The sequence below is a fragment of the Mesorhizobium australicum WSM2073 genome, assembly GCF_000230995.2.
GTDB lineage: Bacteria > Pseudomonadota > Alphaproteobacteria > Rhizobiales > Rhizobiaceae > Mesorhizobium > Mesorhizobium australicum.
This window is the reverse complement of the sequence record NC_019973.1, coordinates 1,664,144-1,676,871: the sequence shown is the minus strand read 5'-3', so window position 1 is coordinate 1,676,871 and position 12,728 is coordinate 1,664,144. Positions and strand designations below refer to the sequence as shown.

At 63.9% G+C, this 12,728-nt stretch carries 10 protein-coding genes; 4 read left to right on the top strand and 6 right to left on the bottom strand.

What is annotated here, in order from left to right:
- Positions 1–105: 105 nt before the first annotated feature.
- Entirely contained in the window at positions 106–1,686 is a 1,581-nt protein-coding gene (locus tag MESAU_RS08000; protein ID WP_015315554.1) for an ABC transporter permease, read from the top strand.
- The gene (locus MESAU_RS07995; RefSeq protein ID WP_015315553.1) at positions 1,683–2,765 is read left to right on the top strand and encodes an ABC transporter ATP-binding protein; all 1,083 of its coding nucleotides are present in this window, start codon (positions 1,683–1,685) and stop codon (positions 2,763–2,765) included. Before MESAU_RS08000 ends, MESAU_RS07995 begins: the two co-directional genes overlap by 4 nt.
- Positions 2,766–2,808: 43 nt before the next feature.
- Here the strand turns inward: MESAU_RS07995 and MESAU_RS07990 are convergent, their stop codons facing one another.
- The 5 genes from MESAU_RS07990 to MESAU_RS07970 form a co-directional block, all read right to left on the bottom strand.
- Positions 2,809–3,618 (bottom strand): phosphodiesterase, encoded by an 810-nt coding sequence (locus MESAU_RS07990; RefSeq protein ID WP_015315552.1) that lies wholly within the window; start codon positions 3,616–3,618, stop codon positions 2,809–2,811.
- A gap of 32 nt (positions 3,619–3,650) precedes the next feature.
- Entirely contained in the window at positions 3,651–4,751 is a 1,101-nt protein-coding gene (locus MESAU_RS07985) for a sn-glycerol-3-phosphate import ATP-binding protein UgpC (RefSeq protein WP_015315551.1), read from the bottom strand.
- 14 nt (positions 4,752–4,765) lie between these two features.
- A complete protein-coding gene (locus MESAU_RS07980; protein WP_015315550.1) occupies positions 4,766–5,680 on the bottom strand; it encodes an ABC transporter permease subunit in 915 nt (304 codons plus the stop codon).
- Between the two features lie 7 nt (positions 5,681–5,687).
- Positions 5,688–6,572, bottom strand: a complete 885-nt coding sequence (locus tag MESAU_RS07975) for a carbohydrate ABC transporter permease (protein ID WP_015315549.1) — start codon at positions 6,570–6,572, stop codon at positions 5,688–5,690.
- A 155-nt stretch (positions 6,573–6,727) separates the two neighbouring features.
- Positions 6,728–8,080 (bottom strand): extracellular solute-binding protein, encoded by a 1,353-nt coding sequence (locus MESAU_RS07970; RefSeq protein ID WP_015315548.1) that lies wholly within the window; start codon positions 8,078–8,080, stop codon positions 6,728–6,730.
- Between the two features lie 236 nt (positions 8,081–8,316).
- Between MESAU_RS07970 and MESAU_RS07965 the strand changes: the two genes are divergently transcribed.
- Positions 8,317–9,351 (top strand): endonuclease/exonuclease/phosphatase family protein, encoded by a 1,035-nt coding sequence (locus tag MESAU_RS07965; protein WP_015315547.1) that lies wholly within the window; start codon positions 8,317–8,319, stop codon positions 9,349–9,351.
- Between the two features lie 162 nt (positions 9,352–9,513).
- Positions 9,514–11,967 carry a sensor domain-containing diguanylate cyclase gene (locus MESAU_RS07960; RefSeq protein ID WP_015315546.1) on the top strand — a complete coding sequence of 818 codons (2,454 nt, stop codon included), beginning with the start codon at positions 9,514–9,516 and terminating at the stop codon, positions 11,965–11,967.
- A gap of 65 nt (positions 11,968–12,032) precedes the next feature.
- On the opposite strand, the gene tlpA is transcribed toward MESAU_RS07960, so the two are convergent.
- On the bottom strand, positions 12,033–12,713 hold the full coding sequence (tlpA, locus tag MESAU_RS07955) for a thiol:disulfide interchange protein TlpA (RefSeq protein ID WP_015315545.1): 681 nt from the start codon (positions 12,711–12,713) through the stop codon (positions 12,033–12,035).
- Positions 12,714–12,728 lie beyond the last annotated feature (15 nt).

Sequence of the window (12,728 nt, the reverse complement as noted above, 5' to 3'; positions counted from 1 at the left end):
TTTGTTTCGAGATGCATTCGTCCATGACGACACGCTTCGTTCCTGACCGCGACCGTGGTCCCATGATTGCCGCTGCCGCGTCGCAACGGTATGGCGCCTGAACTGATGCAGTCCGCGGTCGATCTCGCGCGTCCCGGCCTGCCGCCCAAGATGCGTCGACGGGCGCAGCGGCGGGCTGCGCCTTGGCTTGTCGCCGCCGCCATATTTGTCTCCCTGCTGGCGCTACTGCCGCTCGCTTTCATCATCTGGATCGCGGTGCAGACCGGCTGGGAGACGGTCTCGGCACTGGTCTTTCGGCCGCGTGTCGGCGAACTGCTGGTCAACACCGGCCTGCTCGTCCTGCTGGCGGTGCCGATCGCCATCACCTTGTCGGTGACGCTGGCCTGGCTGACGGAACGCAGCGACCTGCCCGGTGCCCGGCTGTGGTCCTGGCTCTGCGTGGCGCCGCTCGCCATCCCCGCTTTCGTGCACTCCTATGCCTGGATCACCCTCGTGCCCGGGCTGCACGGCCTGTGGGCTGGCGTGCTGGTGTCCGTCATCGCCTATTTCCCTTTCCTCTATCTGCCGGTGTCGGCGGCCCTGCGCCGTCTCGATCCCGCTCTCGAGGACGCGGCCGCGGCACTTGGCCATGGACCCTGGCGCGTGTTCTGGCGCGTCGTGCTGCCGCAGCTCAGGCTCGCAATATGCGGCGGCTCGCTGTTGGTCGGCCTGCATCTGCTGGCCGAATATGGCCTCTATGTCTTCATTCGCTTCGACACCTTCACGACCGCGATCGTCGATCAGTTCCAGTCGACCTTCAACGGCCCGGCCGCCAACATGCTGGCCGGCGTGCTGGTGACCTGCTGCTTCGTGCTGCTCGGCCTCGAAGTGCTGGTCCGCGGCGAGGAGCGTTATGCCCGTGTCGGCTCGGGTGCCGCGCGATACCAGCAACGAATGAACCTCGGCCGCGCCACCCTGCCCAGCTTGCTGCTGCTCGCCGTCACCACATTGCTGGCGCTTGGCGTTCCGTTCGTGACCATCGGGCGCTGGCTCGCCGCCGGCGGCGCCGATGTCTGGCGCTTCGACGAGATCGGCCTGGCACTCGGCCAGACGCTGTTCCTGTCCCTCGCTGGCGCCCTGCTTGCCACTGTCGCGGCCATGCCGATGGCCTGGATCTCTATCCGCGCGCCGGGTCCGTTGCAGCGCTTGCTCGAGGGATGCAATTACATCGTCGGCTCGCTGCCCGGGGTCGTGATCGCGCTGGCGCTGGTCACCATCACGGTGCGCATCGCACTGCCGCTCTACCAGACCCTGTTCACTATCCTGGTCGCCTACGCACTGATGTTCCTGCCGCGCGCGCTGGTCAGCCTGCGTGCATCGATCGCGCAAGCGCCGGTCGAGCTCGAACGCGCCGCGTCCAGCCTCGGCCGGCGGCCGCTCGATGCGCTGTGGTCGACGACGATCCGCCTGTCGGCGCCCGGTGCGGCGGCTGGCATGGCGCTGGTGGCGCTCGGCATCATGAACGAACTGACCGCGACCCAGATGCTGGCGCCGAACGGCACCCGCACACTGGCCATGGCGTTCTGGTCCTACAGCAGCGAGATCGATTACGCCTCGGCGGCTCCTTACGCCTTCATCATGGTGGCGATGTCGCTGCCCCTGACCTGGCTGCTCTACGTCCAGTCGAAGCGGATGGCAGGACGATGAGCTTTCTCGAACTCGGCAATCTGCACAAGCACTACGGCCCGGTAGCCGCACTGGCCGGCGTCAACCTGAACGTCGCCAGCGGCAGCCGCACGGCGATCGTGGGACCTTCCGGCTGCGGCAAGACGACCTTGCTGCGGCTGATCGCCGGCTTCGAGGCGCCTGACCAAGGCCGCATCGTACTCGACGGGCAGGTGCTGGCCAATGGCGGCGCCGCTGTCCCGGCGCATCGCCGCGGCATCGGCGTGGTGGCGCAGGACGGCGCCCTGTTCCCGCATCTGACCATCTCGGACAATATCGGCTTCGGCATGGCACGGGACGACGACAGGCGCGCCGAGCGCATCGTCGAACTTGCCTACATCGTGGGACTCGACAAGGCGATCCTCAAACGCCGCCCGCACGAGCTCTCCGGCGGCCAGCAGCAGCGCGTGGCGCTGGCCCGGGCCATGGCGATGAAGCCGCGGCTGATGCTGCTCGACGAGCCGTTCTCGGCACTCGACACCGGCCTGCGCGCCTCGATGCGCAAGGCGGTGGCCGAACTTCTGGAGGCGGCTGGCATCACCACCATCCTGGTGACGCACGACCAGGCCGAGGCACTCTCCTTCGCCAGCCAGGTGGCGGTAATGCGCGATGGAAAATTTTCCCAGGTCGGCACGCCGCGCGAGCTCTATCTCAAGCCGAAGGACAGGATGATCGCCGAGTTCCTCGGCGATGCCATCATCCTGCCGGCGAGCATTTCGGGCGGCTTCGCCAGTTCGCCGCTGGGCCGCATCGCCGTCGACGCGCCGGACAGCCGCGATGTCGCCCGTATCATGCTGCGGCCGGAACAGATCGGCCTGAAACGCACCTCGCGCGAGGGCATGTCGGGCACATCGGACATGCCGTTCGGCGAGGTGACGGAATCGGAATTCGCCGGCTCGACATGCACGATCGCGGTGCGGCTCCTGAACAATTCCGATCCGCCCGACGCCGCGGCCATCGGCGGCACGCCGCTGATCCTGCGCAAATCCGGCATGGACGCGCCGGCGGTCGGCGAGATCGTGCGGCTGACCGTATCGGGCAAGGCGCACGTCTTTGCCTGAGCCCGACGATTTTAAGCCCTTGAACCAAAGCGAAGTGGCAAGCTCACGCCGTGATGCGTTCGCCGGTTTCGGCTGAATAGATCGGCCATTGCTCGATAAAATCGCAACCGTGCACCACCACGCACGCGTTGGCGCTGTCGATGAGGATGACGGCGTAGGACGGCGGCGCTTGTTCGACGATCTCGCTCGATCGCTCGAGGGCGAGCTCGAAGCGGGCATGCAAGCCGCGCTGCGCCGAGAACGGAATGCCGGCAACGGTGCCGGCAATGTCGCGATGGACATGGCCGAAGAAGATATGGCGGACGTTGCCATGGCCCCGCAACAAGTCGAGCAACCGCTCGGGCTGTTGAAGCGCCAGCGGATCGAGTTGAGGCAGGCCGAGCGCGACCGGCGGATGATGCAGGAACACGTAAGCGGGCCGGCCGCCCGACCGTTCCAGCCGGGCTTCGAGCCAGGCAAGCCGCCTCTCGCACAGTTCGCCCTCGATGCGCCCTTCCGCCAGGCAGTCGAGAAACAACAGCACTTCGTTGCCGGTATCGTGGACCGACTGCACGAAGCCGTTTTCGTCGACCGGAACGTCGGGAAACGCGGCGATGAGATTTGCCCGCCGGTCATGGTTGCCCGGCAGCAGCCTGTACGGCACCGACAGCGTGGTCAGGGCAGCGCGCAGATCGGCATAGCTCCGCGGCGCACCGGTCTCCGTCAGGTCGCCGGTGAAGACGCAAAGCGCGGCGTCGGCGTGATGCGCATTGATGTGCGCGATGCACTGGTCCAGCCGCTGGTGCAGGTCGGCCCCATAGCGGCGCTCACCTTGCCGACCGAGATGCACGTCGGTGACCTGGATGATTTTCATGTACGTCTCTTTGGCGGCGCGCGTGCTGGAAATCAAAGCGCTGGCTCTGGCACCGAAGCCTTGAAGACATCGAGACGGGTGCCTGTCTCCGACGAGAAGAAGTGCATGTCGTCAGGCGAGATCTTCAGGCCGACGGTGCTGCCGGGCTCGGGGTGAACGGGCTCCGAGGTCATCACCGAAAACGGCGCGCCGTCGAGGTCGACATAGATCACCCGCCCCGCGCCCAATTCCTCGACTAGGTCGACAGTCGCATCGAGCGCGCCCGGCGTTCCCGGCGCCACCAGCCGCACCGCCTCCGGCCGGATGCCCATCGCCACTTTCGTGCCGACCGGCAGGCCGGCGCGAGCCATCGCCAGGCGCCGGCTGCCGCCGAGCAGCGACAATCCGTCGAGTTCGGCGGTGCCTTCGAGGATGTTCATGGCCGGCGCGCCGACGAAGGTGGCGACGAAGCGGCTGGCCGGGCGGGTGTAGATTTCACCTGGCGTGCCGACCTGTTCGACCCGTCCCCCATTCATCACCACCAGTCGGTCGGCCAATGTCATGGCCTCTACCTGGTCGTGGGTGACGAAGACGGAGGTGGCATTCAGCCGGCGATGCAGCTTGCGGATCTCCGAACGCATCTGCACGCGCAGCTTGGCGTCGAGATTGGACAGAGGCTCGTCGAACAGGAACACCTTCGGCTCGCGGATCATGGCGCGGCCCATGGCGACGCGTTGCCTCTGGCCACCCGAAAGCGCCATCGGCTTGCGGTCGAGCAGTTGCTCGAGTTCCAGTGTGCGGGCCACCGCCTGGATGCGCTGGTTGCGCTCGGCCGAGGGAACACCGGCGACTTTCAGCGAATAGCCGATGTTCTGGGCCACGCTCATATGCGGATAAAGCGCGTAATTCTGGAACACCATGGCGCAGCCGCGCTCGCGTGGCTCGAGTTTGTTGACCACCGTGCCGTCTATGGCGATCGTGCCGTCGGAAATTTCTTCCAGCCCCGCGATCATCCTGAGCAGCGTGGACTTGCCGCAGCCGGACGGCCCGAGAATGACGACGAATTCGCCCGAGGCAAAGTCGAGATCCACGCCGTGCACGACCTGCGTCTTGGCATAGTTCTTCTTGACGCCGCGTATTGCGATGGAGGCCATTTTTTGTCTCCTTGTTACTTCTCGGTGGCGATCAGGCCGCGCACGAACCAGCGCTGCATCAGCACCACGACGATCATCGGCGGCAGCATAATGATGAGAGTGCCGGCCATGGCGATATGCCACTCCGGAGTGCCGCCGACGTTGGGGATGAGCTGCTTGAGCTCGGTCACCGCCATCGCATGCGACTGGTCGGTGGTGATGAGCAGCGGCCATAGATACTGGTTCCATGCCCACAGGAACATGATGGTCCCGAGCGCCGCCATGTTGTTGCGCGACAGCGGCAACAGGATATCGATGAAGAAGCGCAGTGGCCCGGCGCCATCCATGCGTGCGGCCTCCGTCAATTCGTCCGGCACGGTCAGGAAGAATTGGCGATAAAGGAACGTCCCGGTCGCCGTGGCGACCAGCGGCAGAATTAGGCCGGGATAGGAGTTGAGCAGCCCAACGCTGAGGTGGACCTGCACGCCCGAAACCGTTTCGATCAGCCAGCTCAGGCCGGTCACGTCCAGGATAGCCTGATACGGCTCGAGCACGTTGGCGACCACCGCGTAGGTCGGCACGATGCGCACTTCAAGCGGCAGCATCAGAGTGATGAAGATCAGCCAGAAGATCAGCGTGCGTCCGGGAAATCGGAAATAGACGATCGCGAAGGCGGTCAGCGCCGAGACGATCACTTTGCCTGCGGCAACGCCGGTCGCAACGATGAAGCTGTTCAGCAGCTTGGGACCAAGGTCGGCCGTCACCCAGGCGGTCTTGATGTTGATCCAGAAATCGCTACCCGGCAGCAGCGACATCGGCACGTCGTTGACATCCCTGAGATTATGCGAGGCCGCGATCGCCACGATGGCGAACGGCGCCACACAGAAAACGAAGCCGACGAACAAGATCAGGTGCGTGAAAAAATTGAGGAACGGGGTGCGCTCGACCATATCAGTCTCACCTGTAATGGACGCGCCGCTCGATGAAGCGGAACTGGAAAATGGTCAGCACGATGATGAGCAGCATCAGGATGATGCTCTGCGCGGCGGCACCGGAGTAATCGAGGCCTTTGAAGCCGTCGGAGTAGATCTTGTAGACCATCAGATTGGTGGCATTCGCCGGCCCACCGGACGTCATGATGTCGACGATGCCGAAGGAATCCTGGAAGCTTTCCGTGATGTTGATGACAAGCAGGAAGAAGATGGTCGGGGTGATCAGCGGAAACTGGATGTCCCAGAAGCGCCTCATGACACCAGAGCCGTCCATCGCGGCGGCTTCGATCAGGGAACGCGGGATCGCCTGGAACGCGGCGAGGAAGAAGATGAAGTTGTAGCCGACATACTTCCAGGAAAAGGCGATGATGATCGAAGCCATGGCGTCGGCGCCGTCCAGGCCGGGATCCCAGAAGCCGGGCCAGACCTGGTTGACGACGGCCATGAAGCCGGCTTCCGGCGCCAGGATGAAGCGGAATGCCAGCGCCAGGGCGGGCGCGGCGATGCCATAGGGCCAGATCAGCACCACGCGATACAGCCATGAGCCGGCTAGCTGGCGGTCGGTGAGCGCGGCGAGCACGAGCGCGACGAACATCGCAAGCCCGGTGCTGATGCCGGCAAAGACAAGGCTGGCGGTGATCGAGTTCCAGTAATCGGCGTTGGCCAGGATCGAGCGGAAATTGTCGAGACCGACCCAGATGTTGCCGCCGCCCCAGGGCTGCTGCAGCGTCAGCGACCAGTATACGGCCTGGCCGGCAGGCCAGTAGAAGAAGGTGAAGATCAGCAGGAGCTGCGGCACCGCGAAAAGAATGCCGATTGTCCAACTGCCGAAAGTGACGCGTTTTTCCATCGGTCCGCCGTTGCCGCAGGGTGGTCAGCTTAAAGCAAGCGAGAGATTAATAACGAAATGCCCGCCCGTCGACCCAGGCATGATCCCGAAAACTGGAAACCGGTCTTCGGGATCATGCTCAAATGGGTCGGCGGGCGGTCTGGGAAATCCCTGGATCAGGGCAGGGTCTTGCCTGGATATGTCTGCTGGAAGCGGTCGAGGATGGCGTCGCCGTTCTTGACCAGCGTGTCGAGACCTTCCTGCACGGTGACCTTGTTGGCGAAGATCGCCTGCATCTGGGTGCCGAACTCGGCGCGGATCTGGGTGAAATTGCCCAGGCGGATGCCGCGGGTGATTTCGGTCGGCTCGGAGGCGGTCAGGCTGGCGATCGCGACTTCGCGGCCCTTGTAAGGCGCCTTGTCGTAAAAGCCCTGGCCCTTCATGTAGTCGAAGCCCGACTTGGTCACCGGGATGTAACCGGTGTTGGTCGACCAGAACAGGGCGGTCTTCGGATCGTGGATGAAGTTGAGGAACGCGGCCGCGCCCTTGTATTCAGCATCCGACTTGCCCGAGAGAACCCACAGCGATGCGCCGCCGACGAGCGAGTTCTTGCGCTCCGTGCCGGCATAGACGGGCAGTTCGGCGACGTCCCAGTTCATGCCTTCCTTCTGCGTACGGCCAACCGTGCCGTGATCGCCGACCGAGGTCAGGATGACCTGGCAGGTGCCGGTGGCAAAGGCCTGGACCATATCCTGGCCGAGATCCTTCGACTTGATCTTGATCAGGCCGGCATCATACCACTTCTTGAGGTCGGTGACGTACTGCACGAACTTGGTCTTGTTGACTTCGAGGCGGGCGTCGAGGCCGTCATAGCCATTGTTCTTGGTAGCGATCGGCTGGTTGTGAATGGCGGAGAACTGCTCCATCAGCTGCCAGCTTTCATTGGCGGAGATGTTGATGGCCATCGGGCATTCATAGCCGGCGTCCTTCATTGCCTTGAGGTCGGCGCCGACGTCTTCCCAGGTCTTCGGCGCTTCGGTCTTGCCGATCTTGGCGAAGGCGTCCTTGTTCCAGTACATCAACGCCGTAGACGAGTTGAACGGGAAGGACAGCATCTCGCCTTTCGAGGTGGCGTAATAGCGGGCGATGCCGGGGAAATAATCGGCGTAGTCGATCTTGTAGCCGTTTTCTTCCATGAGCTTGTCGGCCGGCTTGTAGGCACCCGACAGCATCATGGTGGCGGTGCCGACGTCATAGACCTGAACGACGGTGGGCTGCTTGCCGGCGCGGAAGGCGGCAATGGTGTTCTGCAAGGTGGCGTCGTAATTGCCCTGGCTGGTGCAGACGACTTCATAGTCCTTCTGCGAGGCGTTGAAATTCTTGCACAGCGTGTCCACGACCCGGGCGAGATCGCCCGAAAGACCAAACCAGAAATCGAATTTTGTCGGTTCCGCGAAGGCAGGCATCGCCAGCGCGGAGCTGAGCACGCCAGCGGCAAGGGCAGCAAAGCCCCGCTTGATGATCGTCATGATTTCTTCCCTCTTGAATGACTGTTGACAAGGGTCTTGCGCAAGTCCTTGCCCGCTCTCTTAGAGAAGGTATGTGACAGTTCTGTTGTGGCCTCCCGGGCCTGTGCACAGCTGGTCTTTTCTCCCCTCCGGCGGCTACAGCGGCATGAAAACGTCACACCGGCGCCTTAGGTAGCTAGGGCGACTTCCAAGGACGTAAAGGCCGTCATTGTTATCCGGCTAAAAGGGATGATGAAATGCTGGTGAAGCAGCTGGCGCACGTGCCCATCACCGACAGGCAGGCGATGCGCGAAGGCCCCCGCGACAGCGCCACGCATTTGCGGCATGCAGCCGCCATTCCGGCTCTTGGCCAGATCGAAATCGGCGGCAAGGCGTCGCGCGCGAACGTCGGCGAGGCCTTGAAGGTGGTGGCCTGGAACGTCGAGCGGCTCCGTCATGTCGATGCCATTGCACGAACGCTTGCCGGGCTGGCCCCCGAAATCGTGCTGTTGTCCGAGGTGGACAAGGGCATGGCACGCTCCGGCAACGGCCATCCGCTCAGCGTGCTTGCCGACCGGCTCGGCCATGCCTTCGCCTATGGTGTCGAGTTCGTCGAACTCGCTGGCGGCAACGAGGCCGAGCGCATGGCAACCGGTGAAGCCGCCAACGCGGAAGGCTTTCACGGCAATGCCGTGACCAGTGGCATGCCGCTGCTGCGACCCTTCCTGGTGCGCCTGGACGCCGCCGGCGGCTGGTTTCGGCCGGAGCGCGGCCAACCGCGCATCGGCGGACGCATGGCGATCGGCGGCCAGGTGCGCATCGGCGACCGCAGGATGACGGTCGTCTCGGTGCACCTTGAAAACCGAACCGATCCGGCTGGCAGGGCAGCTCAGACACGCAAACTCCTCGATGCAATCGACAACTATGATCCGCAAGCGCCAGTACTGCTCGGCGGCGATTTCAACACGCTGACGGCAAGCCACGAGGAGCGCCATGACGACCCACGGGCGTGGATGGCTCGGGTCATGGCCGAACCGGACCGGCTGATCCATGCCGAGCGTCACGAGCCGCTGTTCGCGGCCCTTGCCGAGCGCGGCTATGATTGGCAGGCCGCCAACAATTTGGACCTGCCCACCCAGCGTCGGCCCGCCGGCACCCCGGTTGGCCGAATCGACTGGTTCTTCACGCGCGGCCTCGCGGCCAGCGCGCCGGCGGTTCTTCCGGCGGTGTTGCCGGATGGCAGCCCAAGCTCGGATCATGACGCCCTGACAGTGACCGTCCGCCTGAAATAACCGTCGTCTTCAATCGATGCGGCTGACCTGGCCTGTGCTCTTGCGGTCAGCTTGCGCCGCAAAAGCACGCTATGGTTGCAGGCGGCTTTATCGATCCTTCAACAGCCAAGCATTAATCAGTCATATTTCTTTCTTTATTTCCTGCGGGCCAGGGGGAATAAGATGCTGACGGTCTATAACTGCATCGTGAACCAGCACGATCTGAGGCTGGTTGCACTGGCAGCGCTGATTTGTGGAATTTCCTGTTTTTCAGCCGTCAATCTTCTTCATCACATAGGCCGCTCGACGGATCGAAATCGGCTTGCCTGGCTGACGATCGCCTCCACCTCGACCGGTTTCGGCATCTGGGCAACGCACTTCATCGCCATGCTTGCCTTCACGCCGGGAATCCCCAACGCCTATGATCCCGGACTTTCAGTACTCTCGCTCGCTGGCGCGGTGGCGGTTACGGGGGCCGGCATGTGGGTCGCCACCTTGCGCGACGAGCTTGATTACCATCTGGTCGGCGGCGCCGTTCTGGGCGGCGGTATTGCCGCCATGCACTACATCGGCATGGCGGCATTCGAGGTCGAGGGCCGGATCGAATGGAACCTGCTCCTCGTCGCCGTCTCCTTGCTGGCCGGCGTGACGCTCGCGGCGCTGGCTTTGCGCGTCGTCCTGCGCGGCTCGTCGCTGCCTGCGACGCTTGCCGGTGCGGTCTTGCTGACGCTGGCAATCTGCGGCCTGCACTTCATCGCCATGGCTGCCGTCTCGATCTTCCCGGATTCCTCGATCGCCATATCCCAACACACCGTCGCACCGACCTCGCAGGCCTTCGCCGCCGCTGCGGCCACTCTGGTGATCCTGGTGCTTTCGGCCACCGCGCTGTGGATCGACCTTCGCTTCCGCCGCCAAAAGCTTGAGGTCGACCGCATGCACGGCTTAGCCAACGCCGCGGTGGAAGGCCTGATCGTCTGCGATGGCAATCGCATCGTCAGTGTCAACGACAGCATGGCCAGGCTGACCGGCATGGTCGCCACGACACTGAACGGAAGGGAACTTGGCGACCTCTTCGATGAGCGCACCGCATCCGACCTGATCAACTTCCAGGGACAGCCGTGGGAGGCGGAACTAAGCAATCGCGACGGGATGAGAATTCCCGTCGAACTGATCGCCAGAAGCATCGACTATTGCGGCAAGCCTCACAATGTCGTCGCCGTCCGCGACATTCGCGAACGCAAGAAGGCGGAACAGGAAATCCTTCGCCTCGCTCATTTCGATCCGCTGACGGGGCTCGCCAACCGCCGTAGCTTTTCCAGCCGGCTTGATACCGAAATCGCCGCCACGAGCCGAGACGCAAAAGCCGGCAAGGGCGCGAGGGGCGGGCATCTTGCGCTTCTGCTGCTCGACCTCGACCGGTTCAAGGAGGTGAACGATCTTTATGGGCATGGCGCCGGCGACGCGATGCTTCAGAAGGTGGCGAACTGTGTCTCCGGCGTTCTTCGCCACGGACAGATGCTGGCGCGCCTGGGCGGCGACGAATTCGCCATCATCGCCCCCAACCTGCCCGACCCGCAGGCGGCGAGCCGGATCGCCGACGCGGTGCTCGCCGCGATGCGCGAGGAGAACCGGCTCTCGGCGGGTGGCGGGCTGGTATCGGGGAGCATCGGCATCGCGCTCTATCCGCTGGACGCGGAAGACCAGGCCAGCCTCATCAGCCATGCGGATACCGCGCTCTATCGCGCCAAGACCGAAGGCAGGGACACCTATCGCTATTTCGAGGCGTCGATGGGCGCCGAGGCTCGCGACAAGCGCGTCATGGAGCACGAACTGCGCCAGGCAGTAGCGCGCGACGAATTCTATCTCGTCTACCAGCCGCAGAAAGAGATCAGCAGCGGCAAAATGGTCGGCTTCGAAGCCTTGATCCGTTGGCGGCATCCCGAACGCGGCGATGTTCCCCCGTCCATATTCATTCCGCTGGCGGAGGACAGCGGCGCCATAGGCCAGATCGGAGATTGGGTGCTGACCGCAGCGTGCCGGGAGGCCGCCAGTTGGGAAAATCCACTGACGGTGGCCGTCAACGTCTCCGCGGTGCAGTTGCACAATCCGAACTTCAGCCGAAAGGTGCACGAGACCTTGCTCAAGTCCGGTCTCGCGGCAGCCAGGCTGGAACTCGAAATCACCGAGACGGCGCTGGTGAAGGACATGCCGCGCGCGCTGGCGAGTTTGCGACAGGTCAAGGCGCTTGGCGTGCGCGTGGCCATGGATGATTTCGGAACCGGCTATTCCTCCCTCTCCAACCTTCGCGCCTTCCCTTTCGACAAGATCAAGATCGACGGTTCCTTCATCAAGTCCGTCGACACCAACGGCCAGGTTGCGGCGATCGTGCGCGCCGTGCTCGGGCTGGGGCGCGGCCTGGGTCTGCCGGTGCTGGCGGAGGGCGTCGAGACGCTCGGCGAGTTGAAGTTCCTCGACGCCGAGGCCTGCGAGATCGGCCAGGGCTATTATCTCGGCAAGCCGGCGCCGATCGAGGCGTTCGGAGACCTGACCGGCCACGGCAAGCGTGTTCGGGCGCGAGGCGCCGACCGCCAGGATGGCAGCCTCGTATTGCTCAAGCCGAGCGTACGCTCGGCCTAGAGCTCTTTGTTTTTACGCAATTCCGGACGGAGAACCGTTACACACTATCCTGGAGGTGCTCTGGCTCACGACCCGAGCGCCGTCTCGACCAGCCGCTTTGCATCGGGGCCCGCCCATTCGGCTGGACCGTTCATGTGGGCGATCAGGCAGCCTTCGCCGTCGATCAGCATGGTGACGGGCAGGCCGAGCGCCAGACCGCGCGTCTTGAGGTCGTTGAACAGTGTCATCGTCGAATCGCGGTAGTAGCCGAGCGTGTGCACACCGGTATCGGCGAGAAACTTCTTCGGTTTCACGTCGTCGCCGGCATCGACGTTGACGGCGACGACCTGAAAGGCGTCGCTGCCTTTCTCCTTTTGCAGCGCATCGAGCGCCGGCATTTCGGCACGGCAGGGCGCGCACCATGTGGCCCAGAGATTGAGCAGCACGGTCTTGCCGGCATGATCGGCGATCGTCATCGGCTTGCCGTCCGGACCGTGGAAGGCGAGGCTCCTCATCGACTGCGGCGGATCGGCCGGCAAAAGTGCCGCGACCTCGCCGGTGGCCGCGGCCGCGACCTTCTTGGCGCGATCGCTCTTGGCGGCGCAGGCGACATCGTCCTTGCTGTCGCCGGCGGCTGCTTGGGGCGCGGCGTTGTTGCCAGACCGGCTCTCGCTGACATATACCGCGACCGCGCCGGCCAGCGCTCCCGCCATCAGGGCGGCGAGGATCAGGCGCCGGGCCGGGAAAAATCTGTTTCCGTCTGCCATATTCTCAAACTGCTC

Excerpts from the sequence above, each read along its gene's own strand:
- MESAU_RS08000 (WP_015315554.1), top strand. The coding sequence starts at position 106 with ATGCAGTCCGCGGTCGATCTCGCGCGTCCCGGCCTGCCGCCCAAGATG.
- MESAU_RS07995 (WP_015315553.1), top strand. The coding sequence starts at position 1,683 with ATGAGCTTTCTCGAACTCGGCAATCTGCACAAGCACTACGGCCCGGTA.
- tlpA (WP_015315545.1), bottom strand. The coding sequence starts at position 12,713 with ATGGCAGACGGAAACAGATTTTTCCCGGCCCGGCGCCTGATCCTCGCC.
- MESAU_RS07960 (WP_015315546.1), top strand. The coding sequence starts at position 9,514 with ATGCTGACGGTCTATAACTGCATCGTGAACCAGCACGATCTGAGGCTG.
- MESAU_RS07980 (WP_015315550.1), bottom strand. The coding sequence starts at position 5,680 with ATGGTCGAGCGCACCCCGTTCCTCAATTTTTTCACGCACCTGATCTTG.
- MESAU_RS07990 (WP_015315552.1), bottom strand. The coding sequence starts at position 3,618 with ATGAAAATCATCCAGGTCACCGACGTGCATCTCGGTCGGCAAGGTGAG.
- MESAU_RS07985 (WP_015315551.1), bottom strand. The coding sequence starts at position 4,751 with ATGGCCTCCATCGCAATACGCGGCGTCAAGAAGAACTATGCCAAGACG.
- MESAU_RS07965 (WP_015315547.1), top strand. The coding sequence starts at position 8,317 with ATGCTGGTGAAGCAGCTGGCGCACGTGCCCATCACCGACAGGCAGGCG.
- MESAU_RS07970 (WP_015315548.1), bottom strand. The coding sequence starts at position 8,080 with ATGACGATCATCAAGCGGGGCTTTGCTGCCCTTGCCGCTGGCGTGCTC.
- MESAU_RS07975 (WP_015315549.1), bottom strand. The coding sequence starts at position 6,572 with ATGGAAAAACGCGTCACTTTCGGCAGTTGGACAATCGGCATTCTTTTC.